Annotated in this window: 22 protein-coding genes; 14 read left to right on the top strand and 8 right to left on the bottom strand. The window is 67.5% G+C overall.

Annotation, left to right across the window (positions count from 1 at the left end; translation table 11 throughout):
* Positions 1 to 28: 28 nt before the first annotated feature.
* The 5 genes from acdA (at position 29) to RIC54_RS07200 (ending at position 6,033) form a co-directional block, all read left to right on the top strand.
* The gene (gene acdA / locus RIC54_RS07220; RefSeq protein ID WP_350086047.1) at positions 29 to 1,264 is read left to right on the top strand and encodes a 3-sulfinopropanoyl-CoA desulfinase; all 1,236 of its coding nucleotides are present in this window, start codon (positions 29 to 31) and stop codon (positions 1,262 to 1,264) included.
* Positions 1,261 to 2,886, top strand: a complete 1,626-nt coding sequence (locus RIC54_RS07215; RefSeq protein WP_350086044.1) for a thiamine pyrophosphate-binding protein — start codon at positions 1,261 to 1,263, stop codon at positions 2,884 to 2,886. Before acdA ends, RIC54_RS07215 begins: the two co-directional genes overlap by 4 nt.
* Positions 2,887 to 3,145: 259 nt before the next feature.
* Positions 3,146 to 4,138 carry a C4-dicarboxylate TRAP transporter substrate-binding protein gene (locus RIC54_RS07210; protein ID WP_350086041.1) on the top strand — a complete coding sequence of 331 codons (993 nt, stop codon included), beginning with the start codon at positions 3,146 to 3,148 and terminating at the stop codon, positions 4,136 to 4,138.
* A gap of 108 nt (positions 4,139 to 4,246) precedes the next feature.
* Positions 4,247 to 4,753, top strand: coding sequence for a TRAP transporter small permease (locus RIC54_RS07205; RefSeq protein ID WP_350086038.1), 507 nt, complete (start codon positions 4,247 to 4,249; stop codon positions 4,751 to 4,753).
* The gene (locus tag RIC54_RS07200; protein ID WP_350086035.1) at positions 4,753 to 6,033 is read left to right on the top strand and encodes a TRAP transporter large permease; all 1,281 of its coding nucleotides are present in this window, start codon (positions 4,753 to 4,755) and stop codon (positions 6,031 to 6,033) included. The genes RIC54_RS07205 and RIC54_RS07200 overlap by 1 nt, the downstream gene beginning before the upstream one ends.
* Positions 6,034 to 6,053: 20 nt before the next feature.
* Here the strand turns inward: RIC54_RS07200 and RIC54_RS07195 are convergent, their stop codons facing one another.
* The gene (locus tag RIC54_RS07195) at positions 6,054 to 6,770 is read right to left on the bottom strand and encodes a GntR family transcriptional regulator (RefSeq protein ID WP_350086032.1); all 717 of its coding nucleotides are present in this window, start codon (positions 6,768 to 6,770) and stop codon (positions 6,054 to 6,056) included.
* 195 nt (positions 6,771 to 6,965) lie between these two features.
* Between RIC54_RS07195 and RIC54_RS07190 the strand changes: the two genes are divergently transcribed.
* The 5 genes from RIC54_RS07190 to RIC54_RS07170 are packed head-to-tail and all read left to right on the top strand — an operon-like array spanning position 6,966 to position 11,095.
* The gene (locus tag RIC54_RS07190; RefSeq protein ID WP_350086029.1) at positions 6,966 to 7,694 is read left to right on the top strand and encodes a class I SAM-dependent methyltransferase; all 729 of its coding nucleotides are present in this window, start codon (positions 6,966 to 6,968) and stop codon (positions 7,692 to 7,694) included.
* Positions 7,695 to 7,707: 13 nt separating this feature from the next.
* On the top strand, positions 7,708 to 8,334 hold the full coding sequence (locus RIC54_RS07185; RefSeq protein ID WP_350086026.1) for a glutathione S-transferase family protein: 627 nt from the start codon (positions 7,708 to 7,710) through the stop codon (positions 8,332 to 8,334).
* A gap of 10 nt (positions 8,335 to 8,344) precedes the next feature.
* Positions 8,345 to 9,568, top strand: a complete 1,224-nt coding sequence (locus tag RIC54_RS07180) for a CaiB/BaiF CoA transferase family protein (RefSeq protein ID WP_350086023.1) — start codon at positions 8,345 to 8,347, stop codon at positions 9,566 to 9,568.
* Positions 9,558 to 10,481, top strand: a complete 924-nt coding sequence (locus RIC54_RS07175; protein ID WP_350086020.1) for a DMT family transporter — start codon at positions 9,558 to 9,560, stop codon at positions 10,479 to 10,481. The genes RIC54_RS07180 and RIC54_RS07175 overlap by 11 nt, the downstream gene beginning before the upstream one ends.
* Positions 10,482 to 10,540: 59 nt before the next feature.
* Positions 10,541 to 11,095, top strand: a complete 555-nt coding sequence (locus tag RIC54_RS07170) for an SEL1-like repeat protein (protein WP_350086017.1) — start codon at positions 10,541 to 10,543, stop codon at positions 11,093 to 11,095.
* A 43-nt stretch (positions 11,096 to 11,138) separates the two neighbouring features.
* Here RIC54_RS07170 and RIC54_RS07165 read toward each other — a convergent pair whose 3' ends face one another.
* The 5 genes from RIC54_RS07165 to RIC54_RS07145 all read right to left on the bottom strand — a co-directional run bounded on the left by RIC54_RS07165 (position 11,139) and on the right by RIC54_RS07145 (position 14,343).
* Positions 11,139 to 11,375, bottom strand: a complete 237-nt coding sequence (locus RIC54_RS07165) for a type II toxin-antitoxin system ParD family antitoxin (RefSeq protein ID WP_350086014.1) — start codon at positions 11,373 to 11,375, stop codon at positions 11,139 to 11,141.
* 224 nt (positions 11,376 to 11,599) lie between these two features.
* Entirely contained in the window at positions 11,600 to 12,073 is a 474-nt protein-coding gene (locus RIC54_RS07160) for a tetratricopeptide repeat protein (RefSeq protein ID WP_350086011.1), read from the bottom strand.
* Positions 12,070 to 12,633 (bottom strand): glutathione peroxidase, encoded by a 564-nt coding sequence (locus tag RIC54_RS07155; protein WP_502989649.1) that lies wholly within the window; start codon positions 12,631 to 12,633, stop codon positions 12,070 to 12,072. Before RIC54_RS07155 ends, RIC54_RS07160 begins: the two co-directional genes overlap by 4 nt.
* On the bottom strand, positions 12,626 to 13,288 hold the full coding sequence (locus RIC54_RS07150; RefSeq protein WP_350086008.1) for a sulfite oxidase-like oxidoreductase: 663 nt from the start codon (positions 13,286 to 13,288) through the stop codon (positions 12,626 to 12,628). The genes RIC54_RS07155 and RIC54_RS07150 overlap by 8 nt, the downstream gene beginning before the upstream one ends.
* A 200-nt stretch (positions 13,289 to 13,488) precedes the next feature.
* Positions 13,489 to 14,343: a LysR substrate-binding domain-containing protein gene (locus RIC54_RS07145; protein WP_350086005.1), complete on the bottom strand. Its 855-nt coding sequence runs from the start codon at positions 14,341 to 14,343 to the stop codon at positions 13,489 to 13,491.
* A gap of 205 nt (positions 14,344 to 14,548) precedes the next feature.
* Between RIC54_RS07145 and RIC54_RS07140 the strand changes: the two genes are divergently transcribed.
* The gene (locus RIC54_RS07140; protein ID WP_350086002.1) at positions 14,549 to 15,457 is read left to right on the top strand and encodes a permease; all 909 of its coding nucleotides are present in this window, start codon (positions 14,549 to 14,551) and stop codon (positions 15,455 to 15,457) included.
* Positions 15,458 to 15,557: 100 nt separating this feature from the next.
* Here the strand turns inward: RIC54_RS07140 and RIC54_RS07135 are convergent, their stop codons facing one another.
* Both RIC54_RS07135 and RIC54_RS07130 read right to left on the bottom strand, forming a co-directional pair.
* Positions 15,558 to 16,373: an ABC transporter permease gene (locus RIC54_RS07135; protein ID WP_350085999.1), complete on the bottom strand. Its 816-nt coding sequence runs from the start codon at positions 16,371 to 16,373 to the stop codon at positions 15,558 to 15,560.
* Positions 16,366 to 17,139 (bottom strand): ABC transporter ATP-binding protein, encoded by a 774-nt coding sequence (locus tag RIC54_RS07130; protein ID WP_350150893.1) that lies wholly within the window; start codon positions 17,137 to 17,139, stop codon positions 16,366 to 16,368. The genes RIC54_RS07135 and RIC54_RS07130 overlap by 8 nt, the downstream gene beginning before the upstream one ends.
* A gap of 133 nt (positions 17,140 to 17,272) precedes the next feature.
* On the opposite strand from RIC54_RS07130, the gene RIC54_RS07125 reads away from it, so the two are divergent.
* Genes RIC54_RS07125 through RIC54_RS07115 form a run of 3 tightly spaced genes read left to right on the top strand, consistent with a single transcriptional unit; the run spans position 17,273 to position 19,331 of the window.
* Positions 17,273 to 18,043, top strand: a complete 771-nt coding sequence (locus RIC54_RS07125; RefSeq protein ID WP_350085993.1) for a glycosyltransferase family 2 protein — start codon at positions 17,273 to 17,275, stop codon at positions 18,041 to 18,043.
* Positions 18,044 to 18,364 carry a lipid-A-disaccharide synthase N-terminal domain-containing protein gene (locus tag RIC54_RS07120; protein WP_350085990.1) on the top strand — a complete coding sequence of 107 codons (321 nt, stop codon included), beginning with the start codon at positions 18,044 to 18,046 and terminating at the stop codon, positions 18,362 to 18,364.
* A 31-nt stretch (positions 18,365 to 18,395) separates the two neighbouring features.
* A complete protein-coding gene (locus RIC54_RS07115) occupies positions 18,396 to 19,331 on the top strand; it encodes an ABC transporter substrate-binding protein (protein WP_350085987.1) in 936 nt (311 codons plus the stop codon).
* Positions 19,332 to 19,371: the final 40 nt, after the last annotated feature.

Raw genomic sequence — 19,371 nt, 5'->3', positions numbered from 1 at the left:
CGATCCCGGCGGCGGAGAGGATGACATCATGAGCTTTGGCCTGACCTCCGAACAGGAAACCCTGCGCGAGAAAGCCCGCGACCTGGCCGAGCGGGTGGTGGCTCCGCGCGCCGCCGAGGTCGACCGCACCGAAAGCTATCCGTGGGACAACGTGCAGGCGCTGACCGACGCCGGGTTCATGGGCATGACCGTGCCGAAGGCCTATGGCGGCCCTGCCCGTTCATACCTGGATGTCACCCTGGTGATCGAGGAGATGGCGGCGCAATGCGGCGTTACCGGCCGGGTCGTGGTCGAGGGCAACATGGGCGCGATCTCGGCGGTCATGCAGTACGGCACCGAGGCCCAGAAGAAGCGCGCCGCCGAGTTCGTGCTGTCGGGCGACAAGCCGGCGATCTGCATCACCGAGCCGGACGCCGGATCCGCCGCCACCGAGATGACCACCCGCGCCGACAAGCGCGGCAACACCTACGTGCTGAACGGCAAGAAGCACTGGATCACCGGCGGCGGCGTCTCCCGCCTGCATTTGATCTTCGCCCGGGTTTTCGACGAGTCCGGGACCGAGCAGGGTATCGGCGGCTTTCTCGCCTTCCGCGGCGAGGACGACGGGCTGGTGATCGGCGCGCGCGAGCCGACCATGGGCCTGCGCGGCATTCCCGAGACCGAAGTGCTGTTCCAGGATCTGGCGCTGCCGTCCGACCGGCTGGTGATGCCGCCGAGCGGGCTGAAGCGCGGTTTCGCCGACCTGATGAACGCGTACAACGCCCAGCGCGTCGGTGCCGGGACCGTGGCCCTCGGCCTCGCGGAAGGCGCCTATCGCCGGGCGCTGGCGTTCTCCAAGGAACGCGAGCAGTTCGGCCGGCCGATCGCCGAGTTCCAGGGACTGCAGTGGATGCTGGCCGACATGAGCGTTCAACTCGAAGCGGCGCGCGCGTTGATCTGGCGGGCGGCGTCGACCGCCGGGCAGAACGGCAACCCGTTCCCCGACAGCCTGGCCGCCGCCCAGTCGAAGATCTTCGCCTCGGAGATGGCCATCAAGGTCACTACCGACGCCCTGCAGATCCACGGCGCCCGCGGCTATTCCCGCAACTGGCCGATGGAGCGGATCCAGCGCGACGCCCGGATGTTCACGATCGGCGGCGGCACCGCGCAGATCCTGCGCACCGTCGTTGCCTCCCGCCTGCTCGACCGGAAGCTGCCGCAGACCCGTGACGGCCACGCCAAGCTCGCCGCCGCCGACGCCCTCCGGATACGGGCAGCCGAATGACCGAGACGATCCGCGTCGCCGACGCTCTTGCGCGACGCCTGTACGACGCCGGCTGCCGCTGGGCCTTCGGCATTCCCGGCGGCGAGGTCCTGACGTTCATCGACGCGCTGGAGCGTGCCGGCATCCGCTTCGTGCTGGCCAAGCACGAGAACGCCGCCGGCTTCATGGCCGAGGGCGTCTACCACATGACCGGCGCGCCCGGCATCCTGGTCGCCACCGTCGGCCCGGGTGTGGCCAACGCGCTGAACGTTGCCGCCAATGCCGAGCAGGACCGGGTGCCGCTGATCGTGGTCAGCGGCTGTGTCGACGAGGACGAGGCGGTCACCTACAACCATCAGGTCTTCGACCACCAGCAGGTGTTCCGCCCGGTGGTCAAGGCCAGCTTCCGGATCGCCGCCGGCGCCATCGAGGCCCAAGCCGACAAGGCGGTGGTGATCGCACTCGATCCGCGGCCGGGACCGGTTCACCTCGACCTGCCGATCTCGGTCGCTGCCGCCGAAGTCACGCCGTCGGATCTGCCGGTGCGCCGCTCGCCCGGTCTGGTCGGGGTTCCCGCATCCGGTGCCGCGCTGGACACCGCCCGCGTCTGGCTGGCCGGGGCCGAGAAGCCGATCATGGTGGTCGGCCTGGATGTGCTGAGCCAGGGCGGGGAGGCCCAGGTCCGGGCGTTCGCCGAACGCTTCGGGATCCCGACGGTCGCCACCTACAAGGCCAAGGGCGTGGTCCCGGACGACTCCCCCCTGTCGCTCGGCGGTGCCGGGCTCTCGCCGGTCGCAGACCGCCAGATCCTGCCGCTGCTGAAGGATGCCGACCTGATCGTGCTGGCCGGCTACGACCCTATCGAGATGCGGGTCGGCTGGCGCAACGTCTGGAACCCCGGCACCCAGCGGGTGATCGAGGTCGCCGCCGCGCCGAACACCCACTACATGCACCACGCCTCGGTCAGCTTCGTCGGCGACGTCGGCGCCACGCTTGGCGTGATCGGCGAGGGCGTGGAGCCGAAGACCACCCGCTGGCCCGATGGCGAACCGGCGAAGGCCCGTCAGGCACTGGCCGGCGCCTACGGTCAGAACGAGGCCTGGGGCCCAGCCGCCATCGTCACGACGGTCCGCCAGGCGGTCCCGCGCGACGCGGTGATCACCATCGACAGCGGCGCCCACCGCATCCTGACCAGCCAGGTATGGGACAGCTTCGTTCCGCATGCCGTGCTGCAATCGACCGGGCTGTGCACCATGGGCTGCGCCCTGCCGCTGGCCACCGGCGCCAAGATCGCCGCGCCCGAGCGTGCCGTGATTGCCTTCACCGGCGACGCCGGGCTGGAGATGATCCTGGGCGAGTTGGTCACCCTGCGCGACACGAGGCTTCCTGTGATCGTCGTGGTGTTCGTCGATACCTCCCTGGCGCTGATCGAGTTGAAGCAGCGCGCCATGACCTACGCCAACGCCGGCGTCGACTTCCCTGAGACCGACTTCGCCGGCATCGCCGAGAAGCTCGGCGGCCGCGGCGTAGTCTGCGAGGACCGCGCCACCCTGGACGCCGCGATCCGCGAGGGCCTGACGGCCGACACCTTCACGGTTTGCGCCTGCCGGATCGACCGCAAGAGCTACGACGGCCGAATCTGAGGACACCTGGAGGCCGGCCATCGGCCAGCGCCCAACGTCCACCGGCCCTATTGATGATCGCCGGAACCGACCCCGTTCCCTGAACACGATCAACTGCACGATTCTCAACCCTGCCGATGCACTGAGCCCCGGCGCATCAGGAGAGCGCGTTGACGCATTTGATTATCTGGTGCTTTAATATATTAGTGCGCAAGAGAGATCGGATTCGAACCGGCCGGCACGCGATCGACAAGCCCGTCTGTCACCCAGGGAGGAAGTCATGAAGTTCCGCACGTCGCTGGCGCTAGGCGCCGCGCTGCTTACCGCCATTCCGTTCGTTGCAGGATCGTCAGCGACCGCGGTCGCCGCCGAGTACACCCTCAAACTCGGATCCGTGCTGGCTCCGACCGACCCGCTGCAGGTCGCCGCCGAGGGCTTCAGGAAGTCCGTCGCCGAGCGCACCGGTGGCAAGGTCGAGGTCCAGCTGTTCCCGAGTTCGCAACTCGGCGACACCCAGGACATGATGGACCAGGCCGCCGCCGGGGCGAACGTCGGCACCTTTGTCGAAGCTTCACGGGTCTCGGTGTTCGTGCCTGAATTCAACGTGCTGATCGCCCCGTACGCGTTCGAATCGGTCGATGAGCTCGCGAGATTCGTCGAGTCCGACACCTTCGCCGGGTGGAACGAACAGCTGAAGAAGAAGAGCGGTCTGACCCTGCTGTCCTTCAACTGGTACCAGGGCGCACGCCATATGCTGACCAAGAAGCCGATCAGCACGCCGGCCGACCTGAAAGGCGTGCGGGTGCGAACCATCGGCCAGCCGCTCTGGGTCGAGACCATCGGCGCCATGGGTGCGGTCGCCACCCCGCTGCCCTGGGCAGAAGTCTATCCGTCGCTGCAAACCGGCGTGATCGACGGTGCCGAGGCCCAGCCGGCGGCCATCTGGGGGGCCAAGCTCTACGAGGTGGTCAGTGACGTCACACTGACCGGCCACATCTACCTGATGAGCGGCCTGCTGGTTTCCGACGCCTGGCTGCAGTCACTGCCGGCCGACCTGCGCCAGATCGTCACCGAGGAGGCAAAACGCTGGGGTGCGTCGGCCCTCAAGGCCAACGACGACGGAGCCGCAAAGATCTTCGCCGACGTCAAGGCGACGGGCGTGCGTGTCACCGCCGTCGACGTCGCGCCGTTCCGCGAAGCGGTAAAGCCGGTCTGGGAGAAGATGAAGCTGACCCAACTCGTCGGCACCGTCCGGGAAACTCTGAAGAAGTGAGCCGCGGACCGGTTGTCCGCCGGTCCTGGAAATGATCCGGCCTCCGACCGTGCCCCGGACCGCGATGGACCGAGGCACGGTCGAGGCAAGACCTTGGAGGTTGTCCTGGTGCCCGGACTGCTGACACGCGCCCTCGCTCTGCTCAGACGCGCGGAAATGATCGCTGCCATCGCGCTGCTGGGAATCGTCGTGGCCGTTGTCCTGGCCGGCACCGTCGGCCGCTACTCCGGCAACCCGGTGACCTGGTCGGACGAAGTCGCACAGGCGCTGTTCGTCTGGCTGGCCATGCTGGCAGCCGACTTGACCCTGCAGCGGGCCGGGCACTTCCGGATCGACGTGCTGGTCAGGCTGCTGCCGCCGACGGCGCGGTTCCTGCTGGATCTCGCGATCAAGCTCACCGTAGCGGTTTTGCTGGTGGCGCTCGTCTACTACGGCTCGCTGCTGGCGCGGCTGTCCGACTTCCGGCCGCTGCCGATGACCGGCGTGCCGTCATCCTGGGCCGTCGCAGCCCTGCCCGTCGCCTACGCGCTGATGATCATCACCACGGTCGAGCAGATCATCCGCCATTTCCGTGGCCTGCCCGACAGCAGCGCCGACGGCCGGGACGTCATGTGATGCTGACCGTCGTCGCCGTCCTGTTCTTCCTATTCCTGGCGATCGGAGTGCCGGTCGCCTTCGCCCTGGGCCTGTCCACAGTGCCGGTGTTCCTGGTCGGCGACTACATGCCGCTCACCGTGGCGATGCAGCGCATGTACGGCGCCACCCAGTCGTTCCCGCTGCTGGCGGTTCCCTTCTTCATCCTGGCCGGCAACCTGATGAACGCCACCGGCATCACCGACCGGCTGCTGGTGTTCGCGCGGCTGCTGACCGGCTGGATGACCGGCGGTCTTGCCCAGGTGTCGATCGTGCTGAGCGCGCTGATGGGCGGCATCTCCGGCTCGGCGGTCGCCGATGCGGCAATGGAGTCCCGGCTGCTCGGCCCGGCGATGGAGCGGCAAGGCTACGCCCGCGGCTTCACCGCCTCGGTGATTGCCTTCTCGTCGGTGATCACCGCCACGATCCCTCCCAGCATCGGCCTGATCCTGTTCGGCTTCATCAGCGAGGTCTCGATCGGCCGGCTGCTGCTCGGCGGCGTGGTCCCCGGCCTGCTGATGACCGCAGTGCTGATGGCCGTGACCTCCCTGGTCGCACGGCGCATGGGATACCAGCCGGAGTTGGCCGAGAAGCCACGGTTCCGGGAGCTGGCTACCAGCTTCGTGGACTGCATCTGGGCGCTGATGTTCCCGGTCCTGCTGCTGATCGGGTTCCGCTTCGGCCTGTTCACCGCCACCGAGGCAGGCGCCGTCGTGGTGGTATACGCGCTTGCCGTCGGAGTGTTGATCTACCGTGAACTGACCTGGACGAAGCTGATCGACGCTATGCGCGACTCGATCTTCGACATCGGCATGGTGATGCTGATCATCGTCATGGCGGCCGTCCTCGGCCACGCGCTCACCGTCGAGCAGGCGCCGAGCGCCATCACCGGCTTCCTGGCGGGCCTTCCGGGCGACCGGTACGTCACCCTGTTCGTGGTGCTGGCGATCGTGTTCGTTGCCGGCACCGTGATGGAGGCGACCGTCAACGTACTGCTGGTCACCCCGCTGGTGCTGCCGGCCCTGGTGCATGTGGGCTTCGATCCGGTGCACATGGGCGTGGTGCTGATCATCCTGGTCTCGGTCGGCGGCAACACACCTCCGGTCGGCGTGATCATGTACACGGTGTGCGGCATCCTGCGCTGCGACTTCGCCGAGTTCGTACGCTGGTCCTGGCCCTATGTGGTCGCCATGGCGGCGCTGATCGCGGCAATGGCGCTGGTGCCGGACATCGTGCTGTTCCTGCCGAACCTGCTGATGTAGCCAACTACGACCACGCGGAGCTAGGCAAAGCAGCCCGGGAATCGCTCGCGCAGCCTGTCCAGCCGGCTCAAGGTCCCCGACAGGTGCACGCGCATGGCGGCGCGGGCGTTCTCGACATCGGAAGAGCGGATCGCCGTCACGATCCGGGAATGGTCCATCACCACCTCGGCCGACTTGCTCTCCTCGTGCATCTGCAGGTGCAGACGGCGAATCCGGTCGAGCTGCCCGCTGCGCGACTCCACCACCTCGTAGAGGCCAAGCTTGTCGGCAGCCGCATACAGACTGCGGTGGAACTCCTTGTCGAGCCGGTTGAACTCGTCAAAACCGGGGTCGCGCTGAAGCGTCCATTGCATGCGCTCAACCGACTCTTCGGCCGGCGCGATCTTCGACTTTCCCGGATCCGCCGCCAGCATGCCGACGATCTCGACCTCGAAGGCGGTGCGCATGAACTGGGTCTCACGCACCAGCCCGACGTCGATGCGCGTTACGATGGTTTTGGACTGCGGGTAGATTTCGACCAGCCCGTCGCGCTCGAGTTTGCCGATCGCGTCGCGCAACGGTGTCTGGCTTACGCCATAGTGCTCGGACAGGTCCTGGCGTGACAGGCTGGCATCGGGCGCCAGTTCGAATGCCAGTATCCGTCGGCGCAGATCGTCGTATACTTGATCCACGAGGGGGCGCTTCCGGTCGAACGACCAGCGCTTCGACGTCTCGGTGTTCGCGTTGTCCTCCGGCATTCCCGACCGTGCTCTCCTCATGCGCGCGTCCGGCCCAATCAGCAGGCTGGAAATGCGATCTAATATATTAATCTATCAATCCAGAAGCAACCGGCCGTCCCTCTTTCCTGTCGCCCCGGAGGTGTGGTGCATCGAGCGCTCCCGAAGGGACCCGGCGGGATGACGGCGGCTGGGCGAAAGCGATAGTCTTGCCGCATGAGCGACCCTGACCACGCCTGGACCGAGGCCGAAAGTGCCGTCTACCGCGACCTGTCGCGCTACGCGGTGCCGCAACGCGAGAAGCAGATCGCACTGATTGTCGACCGGGTGGCGCGCTCGACCGCGTCCGGCGACGTGCTGGAGATCTGCTGTGGCGAGGGCCTGCTGAGCGCCGCCCTGTTGGACCGGCTGCCGGACATCCGCGTCCATGCCTATGACGGCTCCGACAGCATGCTTGCCGCCACAAGGCAGCGCGCCGGCGACACCGCCCGGCTGGCGACCCGCCGGATCGACATTGCCAGCACCGACTGGCGGACCTTTGCCGCCCCGTTGCGGGCTGCCGTCTCGTCGCTGGCGATCCATCACCTGGACGGGCCCGGCAAGCGCACGCTGTTCAACGACCTGTTCCGCGCCCTCGCCCCCGGCGGGGTGTTCGTGCTGGCCGACGTGATCCGCCCGGCGACCGACGCCGGTGCCGCGATCGCTGGCGATCTGTGGGACGACGCGGTAGAACAGCGCTCCCTGGAGCTCGACGGCAACCGCACGGGCTTCGACCTCTTCCGACGCGCCGACTGGAACCATTTCCGCCACGCCGTCCTCGACCCAATGGACCAGCCGTCGACCGTGGTCGAACACCTGGATTGGCTGCGCGAGGCGGGTTTCACCGGCGTCGACCTGCACTGGATGACCGCCGGGCAGATGATCCTGAGCGCGGTCCGACCGTAACCGGAGCTGACCCATGCAACTCTATTACACCCCCAATTCGCCCTACGCGAGAATCTGCCGGATCGTCGCGATCGAAGGCGGGATCATGGACGGCATCGAACTGGTTCAGGTGCCGCTGCGCACCCCGGACAGCGCGGCGCTTCGGCACGGCCCGCTCGGCAAGATCCCGCTACTGGTCGACGGCGACCTGGTGCTTGGCGAGTCCCGGCTGATCTGCGGCTACCTCGACCAGCGCAGTTCCCGGCCGCCGTCGCTGCCCGGCGCCAACGACTGGCAGGCCCTGGCCCATGAGAGCCTGATGAGCGGCTTCCTGGAGGGCGTCACCAACTGGTCGCGCGAAACCCGGCGCTCCAAGTCCGAGCAGTCCGCCTTCATCCTGCAGGTCGAGCAGCAGCGCGCGATCCGCGCCCTTGACCATCTGGAGCGCACCGCCGCCGCCCCGGCGACCGAACCGGCAATCACCTACGGCGACCTCGCTTTGGTGGCGGCGCTCGGCATGGTCGACTTCTACGAGCTGGTCCCGGACTGGCGTGCCGACCGCCCGGCCCTGGCGGCCTGGCTGGAGCCCTACGCGGCGCTGTCCTCGGTGCGCGAATCGGTGCCCACGCAAGCCGCCATGAACCCGCTGACACCCCGCTGAGGACGATCCCATGACCACCCCGCTGCCGCTCGACGGCGTCCGCATCTTCGATCTGACCCGCATCCTGGCCGGGCCGACCTGCACCCAGCTGCTCGGCGATCTCGGCGCCGACGTGATCAAGATCGAGCGGCCCGGCGAGGGCGACGACACCCGCCGCTGGGGACCGCCCTACGTCAAGGGCGCCGACGGCGAGGACACCACCGAGAGCGCCTACTACCTGTGCGCCAACCGCTCCAAGCGCTCGATCACCCTGGACCTCGCCAAGCCCGAAGGCATCGCGCTTGCCAAACGGCTGCTGGCCGAGTGCGACGTGCTGGTCGAGAACTTCAAGGTCGGCTCGCTGGCCAAGCTCGGCCTCGGCTACGAGCAGCTCAAGGAGGAGTTTCCGAAGCTGGTGTACTGCTCGGTCACCGGGTTCGGCCAGACCGGCCCCTACGCCAAGCGTGCCGGCTACGACTTCCTGGCCCAGGGCATGGGCGGGATCATGAGCATCACCGGCACACCCGGCGTCGAGCCGGTGAAGGTCGGCGTCGGCATCACCGACGTGATGACCGGCATGTACGCCTCGACCGCGATCCTGGCCGCCCTGCGCCATCGCGATCGCACCGGCGAGGGGCAGCACGTCGACTGCTGCCTGCTCGACACCCAGGTCGCCTGGCTGATCAACGAGGGCACCAACTACCTGGTGTCCGGCAACGTGCCGAAGCCGCTCGGCAACGCCCACCCGAACATCGTGCCCTACGAGGTGTTCGCCACCGCCGACGGCCACGTCATCCTGGCCTGCGGCAACGACGGGCAGTTCCAGCGCTGGTGCGACATTGCCGGTGCCGCCGACCTGAAGGCCGACCCGCGCTTCGCCACCAACCCGCTGCGCATCCGCAACCGCGCCGACCTGACGCCGCGCATCGCGGATTACATCGCGCAACGCAGCACCGACGAGTGGGTGGCGCAGCTCGAAGCCGGCAGCGTGCCGTGCGGCCCGGTCAACACCATCGACCGGGTGTTCGAGGATCCACAGGTCAAGGCGCGCGGCATGAAGGTCGAGCTGCCGCACCCGCTGGCCGGCGAGGGCACGGTGCCGCTGATCGCCAACCCGGTGAAGCTGTCGGGCACGCCGATCCACTACCGCCACGCCCCGCCGACCCTGGGCCAGCACACCGACGAGGTGCTCGCCGAGGTGCTGGGGATGAGCGAGGCGGAGATCGCCGCGGAGCGCGCGAAAGGTGGCATCTGAGACCGCTGCCGCGGCCCCGCAACGCAGCTCTCCGCTGATTGCCGTCGGATTGATGCTGGCGGCCTGCGCCTGCATCGCGGCCACCACCCTGATGGGCAAGGCGCTCGGCCGCGGCATCGGTGGAGAGGCTCTGCACCCCCTGCAGATAAGCGCCGGTCGATTCGCCTTCGCGCTGTTGACCCTGACGCCGATCCTGGCCTGGTTCCGGCCGAGCCTGAGGGGAGCCGCCTGGCCGGTGCACATCGGCCGAACGGTCTGCGGCTGGGGTGCCGTCACCACCATGTTCGCCGCCGCCGCCGCCATGCGGCTGGCCGACGCCACGGCGATCAGCTTCCTCAGCCCGATGGTGGCGATGGTGCTGGCGATCCCGCTGCTGGGCGAGAAGGTCGGCCCATGGCGCTGGGGTGCCGCGGCGATCGCCCTGACCGGCGCCCTGGTGCTGATCCGGCCCGGCGCCGAGGCGTTCCAGCCGGTGGCGCTGGTCGCCCTGGCGTCGGCCTGCTTCATGGGGGTGGAAACCATCCTCGTGAAACGCCTGACCGGCGGCGCCAACCGGGCCGGCGAGCCGATGCTCCGCATCCTGGCGATCAACAACACCCTGGGTGCCGCGATCGCGATCACCGCGGCGTCGTTCGTGTGGATCTGGCCGAGCCCGGCACAATGGGCACTGCTCGCTGCCATCGGCACGGTGATGGTCACCGCCCAGTCGATGTTCATCCTGGCGCTGCGCCGCGGCGACGCCAGCTTCGTGGTGCCGCTGTTCTACGCCACCCTGGTGTTCGCGGCGCTCTACGACTTCGCGGTGTTCGGCGAGGTGCCGACCGTCGTCTCGGCCAGCGGCGCCGCGCTGATCATCACCGGCGCGGTCGTGCTGGCGTGGCGGGAACGGGTTCGCGGACAATCCGCATCGTAAGCGATTGAGCGCCGGTCCAAGGCGGTCCATTCTCCCGCCAACCATTTGGGAGGGTATCGATGATTTCGCTGCGACGAACCGTGACCGTTATTGGCACGCTGGCGCTGTTCGCGCTGGCCGGCTGCGTTGGGGCTGCAACCGAGGGCGCCAACATCGCCAAGGACAAGGTCGTGGTGTCGAACAACATCGCCGCCGCGCAGACCGGCAACGCCGAGGCCCAGTACAAGGTCGGCAAGGCGATGTGCTGCTCGCTGGATGAAGGCGGGCAGGGCTTCTACAACACGCCGCAGTCGGTGGCGTGGCTGTGCAAGGCCGCGTCCCAGAATCACGGCCCGGCAGCCTTGAAGCTTGGCGAGATCTACTCGGGCGATGTGGTCTCCGGCGTGCGCATGCTGCGCCGGGCCGCGCAGAAGGTCGCCGGCTCCAGTACCGAGCCGGCCGTCGCATACGCCTGGCTGCGCCGCGCCGAGGCCCTGGGTGTGACCGACGCCCGCAAGCCGGCCGCCGCGCTTTGGGCCGACCTGACGCCCGACGACCGGACTGAAGCGACGGCGCTGGTCACCGGAGCGAAGCCGCTGCCCTGCGAGTGGAGCAAGGTGACCGGGCGGTCCTGAGCCCTCGAAACGGATGCCGGGACAAGGTGTCCCGGCATCGCGCCTACCCCGCCGCCCGGTCGTCGGGCAACAGCCACAGACCGGGGCCGCGAACCGGCGGAACCGGGGCCGCTGTCGGGTCGGGAGTGTCCAGCTGGCGGCGGACCGCCATCAGGCGCAGTTCGCGCTCCTCCAGCAGGCGCAGGCCTTCGCGGATCACCTCGCTGGACGACTTGAAGCGGCCGCCGGCAACGACCTGCTCGACGAAACGCTCGAAATGCGGGTTCAGGGACACGTTCATCTCGTTCTCCATCGGCGCGGGCCGCTGGCGGCGCCGGGTTGAAAACGAGGCTCGGGATCAGGTCGTCGGACGAAGGCGGATCGGTCGAACGCCGAACCTCCGGCCCACTCGCTTTAGCGGATACTTGTTCGGCGCCCCCGCAAGCTGAGCCTCAAATCGGCGCCTGCGCGGGAAGCTAGTGACCGGGCGACACGCGGTCAAGCGAACGTTCGGGCTCTCTCCGGCTACTTCTTCTTGTTCTTGCGGGCGTAGGCTTCCATCGCCTCTTCCAGCTCTGAGCGGGCCTCGCAGCCATCGGGGCAGAGCTTCACCAGCTTGGCCAGTTGCGCCTTGGCCTCGTCCGGGCGGTTGGTCTCCAGATACAACTCGCCCAGATACTCTATGGCCTCCTGATGGTCCGGGTCGAGCGCCAGGGCCTTGGCGTAGTAGCCTTCCCCGGCTTTCCAGTTGCCGCTCTTGCGCGACGCGTACCCGAGTTGGCTCCAGGCGTCGGGGCTCTTGGGGTTCTTCTTTACCGCCAACTCAAGCAGCGGAATTGCTTCGGCGTAGCGCTCGTCGTCGATCAGCGCCACCGCCTTGTCGTAGTCGGAGCCCCCGGTGACCGGCGAGGCCTCCGTGGACGGTGCCGGCGTCATGGCGACGGCCGGACCGGCAAGCAGAAGGAGGGCCGCAAGCGCGGCGGTCAGCGGACGGATCATTTCGGCAGCACCTTCTCCACAGCGGCAATCACAGGTTCGGACGTCGGCTCGGCCCGGGTCGGGATCGCCCCGGCCAGTTGGCCGTCCGGGCCGATCAGATACTTGTGGAAGTTCCACCGCGGCGCCTGATCGGCCCCCAGCGCGGCCGCTGCCCAGCGATAGAACGGATGGGCCTGCGCCCCGACCACCTGGTTCTTGTCGGTCATCGGGAAGTCGACTGCGAAGTTGGTCTCGCAGAAGCTCTTGATCTGTTCGGCGCTGCCCGGCTCCTGGCCGCCGAAATCGTTCGACGGCACGCCGATCACCACCAGGCCACGCTCTCGGTAACGCTCCCACAGCGCCTGCAGGCCCTCGTATTGCGGGGTGAACCCGCAGCGCGAGGCGGTGTTGACCACCAGCAGCGCCTTGCCGCGATAGGCCGACAGCGGCATCGCCTCGCCGTCGATCGAGGTGAAAGTGAAATCCCAGGCCGTTTCCGCCGCCTTGGCGCCCGCCGTCATGGTCCAGCCTCCAAGCACCGTCAGCGCGGCCGCCATGACCGCGCGCACCATCCTACCCATAGCGTTGTTCCTTCCAAGGGTCACCGACGCCGTGATAGCCACGCGCCTCCCAGAAGCCCTTTACGTCGCGGGCTACGAAACGGATGGAGCGTACCCATTTCGCGCTCTTCCAGAAATACAGCGCCGGGATCACCAGCCGGGCCGGCCCACCGTGCTCGCGGGTCAACGGCCTGCCCTCCCAGTGGGTGGCTATCAGGCTGTCGGCCTCGTACAGCCAGTCGATCGACAGATTCGTGGTGTAGCCGTCATAGCTCTTCACGATGACGAACCTCGCGTCATCGTGCGGCCGCACCTCGGCGATCAGGTCGCGGGTCGCCACCCCGCGCCAGCGATTGTCCAGCCGCGACCAGGCGGTGACGCAGTGGATGTCGGCGGTCACCTCGAACGGCGGGATCGCCTCGATGTCCGCCAGCGAGAAGATGGTCGGCGTCGACACCAGCCCCTCGACCGACAGCCGCCAGTCCTTCGGATTCAGGTTCGGATGGGTGCCGAGATCCAGCACCGGGAAGTCGCGGACCCGCTGCTGGCCGGGAGGCAGGCGCCGCGCTTCGGGATCGCCGGCCCGGCCGACCGGTGCCCGCCGGTCCCGCGCCCAGGCGGTCTTGCGTTCCACCAGCTTGGCTCGATCGGCTGGAATCGTCGGTCCGTCGTTCATGGGTGCACTCCCCGCAACGAGGTTGGATATGGGATCCACCCAATGCCACCGCCAGGACAAGGGCTACGGGAAGGCGATCACGCCTGCGTGGATGGGCCTGTAGCGGCTATCCGTTCAATGCGGATTCTGCAGCAACTCGGACGTCTGGGGAAAACCAGCCGGAACGCCGGACGGTCCTCCGGTGAGCGGCAAAGGGTCAACTAGGTTCTTGCGAACGCCCGTCGGATTGCTGTTTCCATCGCCTGGACCGCTGGTCCATCAGCATCGAGGCGACGCCTCAGGATCAAACTCGAAATGGGCATCTCCCTGAACCCATCCTCGGCCCCGAGTTGCCGGAAGTCAGGTGTCATGCATGTCTCGCTCAGCAATCCAACGGCGATGCCGGCTTTGATGGCGGCCGCGACGCCGGCGACACTCTGGCTTGAATAAGCGATTCGGAAAGGGCGATCCGATGCCCGTAGCGCTTCCAACGCCGCGTCCCGCCACCAGCAGTCCCGGTCGAACAAGGCGACGGGAACCGGATCTCGGGCCAGGGGCTCGTGATGGCGCGAGGCCATCCAGCAAATCCGCTCCTGGCGCAGAACCTCGAGCCCCGGCTGCGGGTGTGACACTTCATATATCGCGAGGTCCAACGCCCCCGATGCCAGTGCATCCGCGAATCCTGCGCTCAGAGCGCAGGTGACCTCAAGTTCGACAAGCGGATGGGATTGCGCGAACTCCCCCACGACACGGGATAGCGTGTCCTGACTCTGGTCGTCGGGGATCCCGAGGCGCAGTTTGCCATGCAGGTCGTCTGAAGTGAGGTTGCGCAGCGTCGCATCCAACGTGCGGATGACATCCCTCGCCACCGGCAGCAGAGTCTCCCCTGCATCTGTCAATTTGACACCGCGTCCGTGCCGGGAAAAGACCGGCTGCCCAAGCATGCCCTCAAGTTTCTTGATCTGAAGGCTGGCGGCCGATTGCGACCGGTAGATCCGTTCGGCTCCACCAGTGACACTGCCCGCCTCTGCCACTGCCAGAAACGTGCGCAGCGCGTCACTGTTCAGGTCGTCCATTGGATTATCTCATAGCTGAAACACAAATATCCCGTTTCACATATGGCAGATCAGCTACGATATTCAACAAAGCACTCAGGGAGCGATTGCCGTTTCCAAACAAGACAAACAACGCATTATCAGGAGTACTGTGATGTATTTGATGCCTTGCGCCGTTGACTTTCATGGATCAGACGCATCGATCTTGCCTGGGCAAGTCTAGGAGATGATCGAGTTTGTCGCCCTCGGCCTGGTTTCGGTCGCTCCGCTCGTCGTTCCGGGTATCTGTCTGGCCGCGTGGATCATGGCCAGCGGAGCGGATGCCCATATCGCCCGGGTGTTCGAGGGTCGGGTAGTTCACTCGATCATTGCAGCCTCGGCGATCGGGGCGATCACGCCGGTGTGCGGTGTAGCCGTCCTGCCGTTGATGGCCGGACTGCTCGCGGCGGGAATTCCGCTGGCGCCCGTTATGGCCTTCTGGCTGTCCTCGCCGATCACCGATCCGGCGATGCTGGCGACAACGGCCGCAACGCTCGGGCTTGAGTTCGCGGTCGGCAAGACGATCGCCGCATTTGGGCTCGGCATCTGGGGCGGCGCACTAACCTCGGTCTTGTCCAAACAGGATTGGGCGAAGTCGCCGCTGCGTCGCAATCGGGTCGTCGGCAACCTGTCGCAATGCGGACGCTGCGACCCTCTATCGTTCGATCTGCGAGTGTGGAAAGACACCAAGCGCCGCGAGGTCTTCCGCCAGAACCTTGTCGCGACGACAAGGCTGATACTGATCTGTCTCATCCCGGCTTTCGCGGCGGAGTACGCCCTGAACGCCGCCCTGCAACCCGAAACGCTGTCCGCCTATGTCGGCGAGCACGTATGGTGGGCCATCCCATTCGCGGTGTTTGTCGGAGCGCCCGCCTATCTGGATGGCTTTGCAGCCCTACCTCTTACACGCGGCCTGATGGACCACGGAATGTCGCCAGGCGCTGCAATGGCGTTCCTGGTCTCAGGTGGCGTCGTGAGCATCTGGGGCGCCATGGCGATCTTCCCGGTTCTCAGACTGACGCCATTCCTTCTCTACCTTGCGCTCGCGGTCTCCGGGTCATTGGCTGCAGGCTATATTTTCGATTGGGTTGCGTGAGGGCGGAGTGGAAACTGCTTTCCGGCTTGCAATGCGGAGCAACGAGGCCGTTGAAGGGCCGCCTCCCGCTGTTCAACACGGACCTTGAGGGCCAAGCGCCCTACCGCCAGCGCAGCAGCACCCGTTCGGCCCAGGACAGCAGGGCCGCCACCAGCAGGCCGAGGATCGACAGCACCACCACCCCGGCCAGCAGCTGGTCGGTGCGCATCAAGTTGCCGGACTGCAGGATGAAGGCGCCGATGCCGAACTCGGCGCCGATCATCTCGGCCGCCACCACCAGGATCAGCGCGATCGAGGCGGTGATCCGGAAGCCGGCGAGGATGCCGGGCAGCGCGCCCGGCAGCACGATCGACCACACAATGCGCGGCGCCGGCACCCCGAACGACTGGGCCATGCGGATCAGCGAGCGCGGAACCCCGTCGACCGCGCTGAAGGTGGCAATGGCGGTCGGGAAGAACGTGCCAAGCGCGATGGTCGCAACCTTGGACGGCTCACCGATGCCGAACCACAGGATCAGCAACGGCAGCAGCGCGATCTTCGGGATCGGGAACAGCGCCGACACCACCGGCAGCCCGGCGGCGCGGGCCAGCGAGAACATGCCCATGGCCAGGCCGGCGGCGAGGCCGGCGGCGGTCCCGAGCGTCCAGCCGAGGCCGATCCGGCCGAGCGACGCGCTCAGGTGGATGACCAGGGTGCCGTCGGACGCCAGCACGCCCAGGGCGGCCAGCACCTCGCTGGGCGCCGGCGCCATCAGCGCGCTGATCCAACCCCGAGTCGAGCCGACCTGCCACAGCGCAATCAGCGCCAGCAGGCCGGCAGCGCCGGCGATTCTGTGCGGCCGCAGCACGAAGCCGCCGCCGCGGAACGGAACCGGCAGGCGCCCACCGCCCGGCTCAGAGGCGCCCGTCTCAGACATGCGCCATCTCCCGATCGGCCGCACTGGCTTCGTCGCGGATCAGCGACCACAGCGCGTCCTGGATCTTCGCCAGTTCGAGACGCGCGCCAGACTGATTCCGCTCGGCCTGGGGGATCGGCACCGCCACCACCTCGCGCAGCCGCCCCGGCCGGCGCGAGAACACCGCCACCCGGTCGGCCAGCCGCAGGGCCTCGGCAAGGTTGTGGGTGACGTACAGCGCGGTGGTCTTCTGCTGCAGCCAGACCCAGCGGAAATCGTCGATCAGCAGTTCGCGGGTCTGGGCGTCGAGGGCCGACATCGGCTCGTCCAGCAGCAGCACCGCCGGATTGACCACCAGGGCGCGGGCAATGCCGACCCGCTGGCGCATGCCGCCGGACAGTTGGCGCGGCAGGGCGTCGGCGAACTCCGACAGGCCAAGCCGGGACAGCGCGTCGGCAACCCGGTCGCGCAGTTCGCGGCGCGGAAGCGGGTGATGCTCCAGCGCCAGCGCCACGTTGCCGGCGACGGTCCGCCACGGCAGAAGCGCGAAGTCCTGGAACACGTAGGTGATCGGGTTCAGGCAGTCCGGCGGCACCGCGCCCGCCATGGTCACCGTCCCGCCGCTCGGCTGGATCAGACCGCCCGCAAGTTGCAACAGGGTCGACTTGCCGCAGCCCGACGGCCCGATGATCGCCAGGATCTCGCCGTCGCGCGCCGTCAGGTTCACTTCTTCCAGCACCGGCAGCGCGTCATAGCGGTGGCTGACACCGTCGAGGCGTAGATCCATCGGGCCCTCCCTGGCGCTCCCCGATAGGCTGCTGCTGCGACGGCGTCAACACGGCCATGCCCCTTATTCCTTGAAGTTTCGCCCCTCCCGGCGGTATCAGGGGCGCCGACGCGTCATCGCGGAGCCATTACCCGTGCCGGATCGCCCAGTGTCCCCGGCCGCGACCCCGAACGACCCGCTGGTGTCGGTCGTCGTCCCGGTCCTGAACGAGCAAGACAATGTCGCCCCGCTGGTCGCCGAGATCCGCGCGGCGATGGCGCCGGTCTGCGCCTACGAGATCGTCTATGTCGACGACGGCTCGACCGACCGCACCGCCGCAGTGCTGGCCGAACTGCGCGCCAGCACGCCGGAGCTTCGGATCGTGCGGCACAGCCGGCGCGCCGGCCAGAGCGCCGCGCTGCGCAGCGGCGTGTCGGCAGCGCGCGGCCGGCTGATCGCAACGCTGGACGGCGACCGGCAGAACGACCCGGCCGACATCCCCAAGCTGCTGGCGGTCTGGCAGGAATCGGAACGGGCCGGCCGACCGTGGATCATGGTCACCGGCCACCGGGTCAACCGGCGTGACACCTGGGCCAAGCGCCAGGCGTCGGGTGTCGCCAACGCGATCCGCCGCACCCTGCTGCGCGACGACAACCCGGATACCGGCTGCTCGCTGAAGCTGTACGAGCGGGCGCTGTATCTGCGCATGCCGTACTTCGATCACATGCACCGCTACCTGCCGGCGCTGGCCCAGCGCGAGGGCGCCAGCGTGGCGATCGTGCCGGTCAACCATCGGGCCCGCGAGAGCGGTGCGTCAAAGTACAACAACCTGGGCCGTGCCCTGGTCGGTATCCCCGACCTGATCGGCGTGATATGGCTCATCCGCCGCGCGCCACGCGGCCTGGAAGCGCGTGAGGTCGATTGAGTGTCGCTGGATTTCTTCAAGAACCTGTCGACCGAAGAAGCCATCATGCTGGTGATCGGCTTTGCCGGGCAGGCCATGTTCACCATGCGGTTCCTGGTCCAGTGGCTGAAGAGCGAGATCAGCCGCAAGAGCGTGATTCCGATCGCGTTCTGGTACTTCTCGTTGGCCGGCGGCGCCACGCTGTTCGTCTACGCGCTGTGGCGCCAGGATCCGGTTTTCATTCTCGGCCAAGGCACCGGGTTGTTCATCTATGCCCGTAACCTGTGGCTGATTCACCGCGAGCGACGCGAACAGGCAGGCCAGCAGGCACAACCGTCGTGACGGCAACCGCCGCACCGGCCGGAGGTTGCTCATGAGCATGCACAAGCCCCGTATCGTCTCACTGCTTCCCAGCGCGACCGAGATCGTTGCCGCGCTCGGCCTTGGGACCAATCTGGTCGGACGCAGCCATGCCTGCGACTTCCCGATCGAGGTCCGCCAGATTCCATCGATGACGCGGCCGCGGGTGAACGCCCTCAAGCCGTCGCGCACCCTGCACCGCAATGTCACCAAGCTGATCGAGAAGGTCCTGTCGGTGTTCGAGGTCGACGCCGAGCGACTGCGCGCGGCCAAGCCCGACTTCATCATCACCCAGCACCAGTGCGAAGCCTGCGCGGTGACCGAAAAGGACCTCGCCGACGCGCTGGCCAAGTGGACCGGCTCGAAGCCGACCATCATCTCGCTCGCGCCGACCAAGCTGTCGGAAGTCTGGGCGAGCTTCGGGACGGTCGGCGAAATGATGGACCTGGGCTGGGCCGGACGCGAACTGGCGGAACAGGCGCGCGAGCGGGTCGAGGTCATCGCCGAGCGGGCGCCGCCGCTGAAGGACCGCCCGACCGTCGCCTGCATCGAATGGCTCGACCCGCCGATGATCGCCGGCAACTGGATTCCCGACCTGGTGGTGGCGGCCGGCGGCCGGCCGGTCATGGCCAAGAGCGGCCAGCACGCGGAATCCACGACCCTGGGCAAGATTGCCGAGGCCAGCGCCGATGCGATGGTGCTGATGCCGTGCGGATTCGACCTGGAACGCACCATGACCGAAGGCCGCGAGTTCCTGGCCCGCCCGTCCATGGCAAAGACCCGAGCCGTCCGCGACGGCCGGGTCTGGGCAGTCGACGGGAACGCCTATTTCAACCGGCCGGGTCCCCGATTGATGACCTCGGTCGAGATCCTGACCGAGATCCTGAATCCCAGACAGTTCAACGCCGGATACCAGGGTGTTGGCTGGGAGTCACTCGCCGACCGCTGATCGACATTGCGCCGGTGTGCCGAACGCGGCGATGATCCGG

Origin of the sequence: Thalassobaculum sp., from assembly GCF_040219215.1 — a bacterium.
In the GTDB taxonomy this organism is placed as follows: domain Bacteria; phylum Pseudomonadota; class Alphaproteobacteria; order Thalassobaculales; family Thalassobaculaceae; genus Thalassobaculum_A.
Note: the sequence above shows the minus strand (reverse complement) of the source record. Positions and strands in the feature narration are given on the sequence as shown.

Excerpts from the sequence above, each read along its gene's own strand:
- RIC54_RS07135 (WP_350085999.1), bottom strand. The coding sequence starts at position 16,373 with ATGTCTGAGACGGGCGCCTCTGAGCCGGGCGGTGGGCGCCTGCCGGTT.
- RIC54_RS07170 (WP_350086017.1), top strand. The coding sequence starts at position 10,541 with ATGATTTCGCTGCGACGAACCGTGACCGTTATTGGCACGCTGGCGCTG.
- RIC54_RS07210 (WP_350086041.1), top strand. The coding sequence starts at position 3,146 with ATGAAGTTCCGCACGTCGCTGGCGCTAGGCGCCGCGCTGCTTACCGCC.
- RIC54_RS07215 (WP_350086044.1), top strand. The coding sequence starts at position 1,261 with ATGACCGAGACGATCCGCGTCGCCGACGCTCTTGCGCGACGCCTGTAC.
- RIC54_RS07185 (WP_350086026.1), top strand. The coding sequence starts at position 7,708 with ATGCAACTCTATTACACCCCCAATTCGCCCTACGCGAGAATCTGCCGG.
- RIC54_RS07130 (WP_350150893.1), bottom strand. The coding sequence starts at position 17,139 with ATGGATCTACGCCTCGACGGTGTCAGCCACCGCTATGACGCGCTGCCG.
- RIC54_RS07180 (WP_350086023.1), top strand. The coding sequence starts at position 8,345 with ATGACCACCCCGCTGCCGCTCGACGGCGTCCGCATCTTCGATCTGACC.
- RIC54_RS07190 (WP_350086029.1), top strand. The coding sequence starts at position 6,966 with ATGAGCGACCCTGACCACGCCTGGACCGAGGCCGAAAGTGCCGTCTAC.
- RIC54_RS07160 (WP_350086011.1), bottom strand. The coding sequence starts at position 12,073 with ATGATCCGTCCGCTGACCGCCGCGCTTGCGGCCCTCCTTCTGCTTGCC.
- RIC54_RS07150 (WP_350086008.1), bottom strand. The coding sequence starts at position 13,288 with ATGAACGACGGACCGACGATTCCAGCCGATCGAGCCAAGCTGGTGGAA.
- RIC54_RS07155 (WP_502989649.1), bottom strand. The coding sequence starts at position 12,633 with ATGGGTAGGATGGTGCGCGCGGTCATGGCGGCCGCGCTGACGGTGCTT.
- RIC54_RS07140 (WP_350086002.1), top strand. The coding sequence starts at position 14,549 with ATGATCGAGTTTGTCGCCCTCGGCCTGGTTTCGGTCGCTCCGCTCGTC.
- RIC54_RS07165 (WP_350086014.1), bottom strand. The coding sequence starts at position 11,375 with ATGAACGTGTCCCTGAACCCGCATTTCGAGCGTTTCGTCGAGCAGGTC.
- RIC54_RS07115 (WP_350085987.1), top strand. The coding sequence starts at position 18,396 with ATGAGCATGCACAAGCCCCGTATCGTCTCACTGCTTCCCAGCGCGACC.
- RIC54_RS07195 (WP_350086032.1), bottom strand. The coding sequence starts at position 6,770 with ATGCCGGAGGACAACGCGAACACCGAGACGTCGAAGCGCTGGTCGTTC.
- RIC54_RS07200 (WP_350086035.1), top strand. The coding sequence starts at position 4,753 with ATGCTGACCGTCGTCGCCGTCCTGTTCTTCCTATTCCTGGCGATCGGA.
- acdA (WP_350086047.1), top strand. The coding sequence starts at position 29 with ATGAGCTTTGGCCTGACCTCCGAACAGGAAACCCTGCGCGAGAAAGCC.
- RIC54_RS07145 (WP_350086005.1), bottom strand. The coding sequence starts at position 14,343 with ATGGACGACCTGAACAGTGACGCGCTGCGCACGTTTCTGGCAGTGGCA.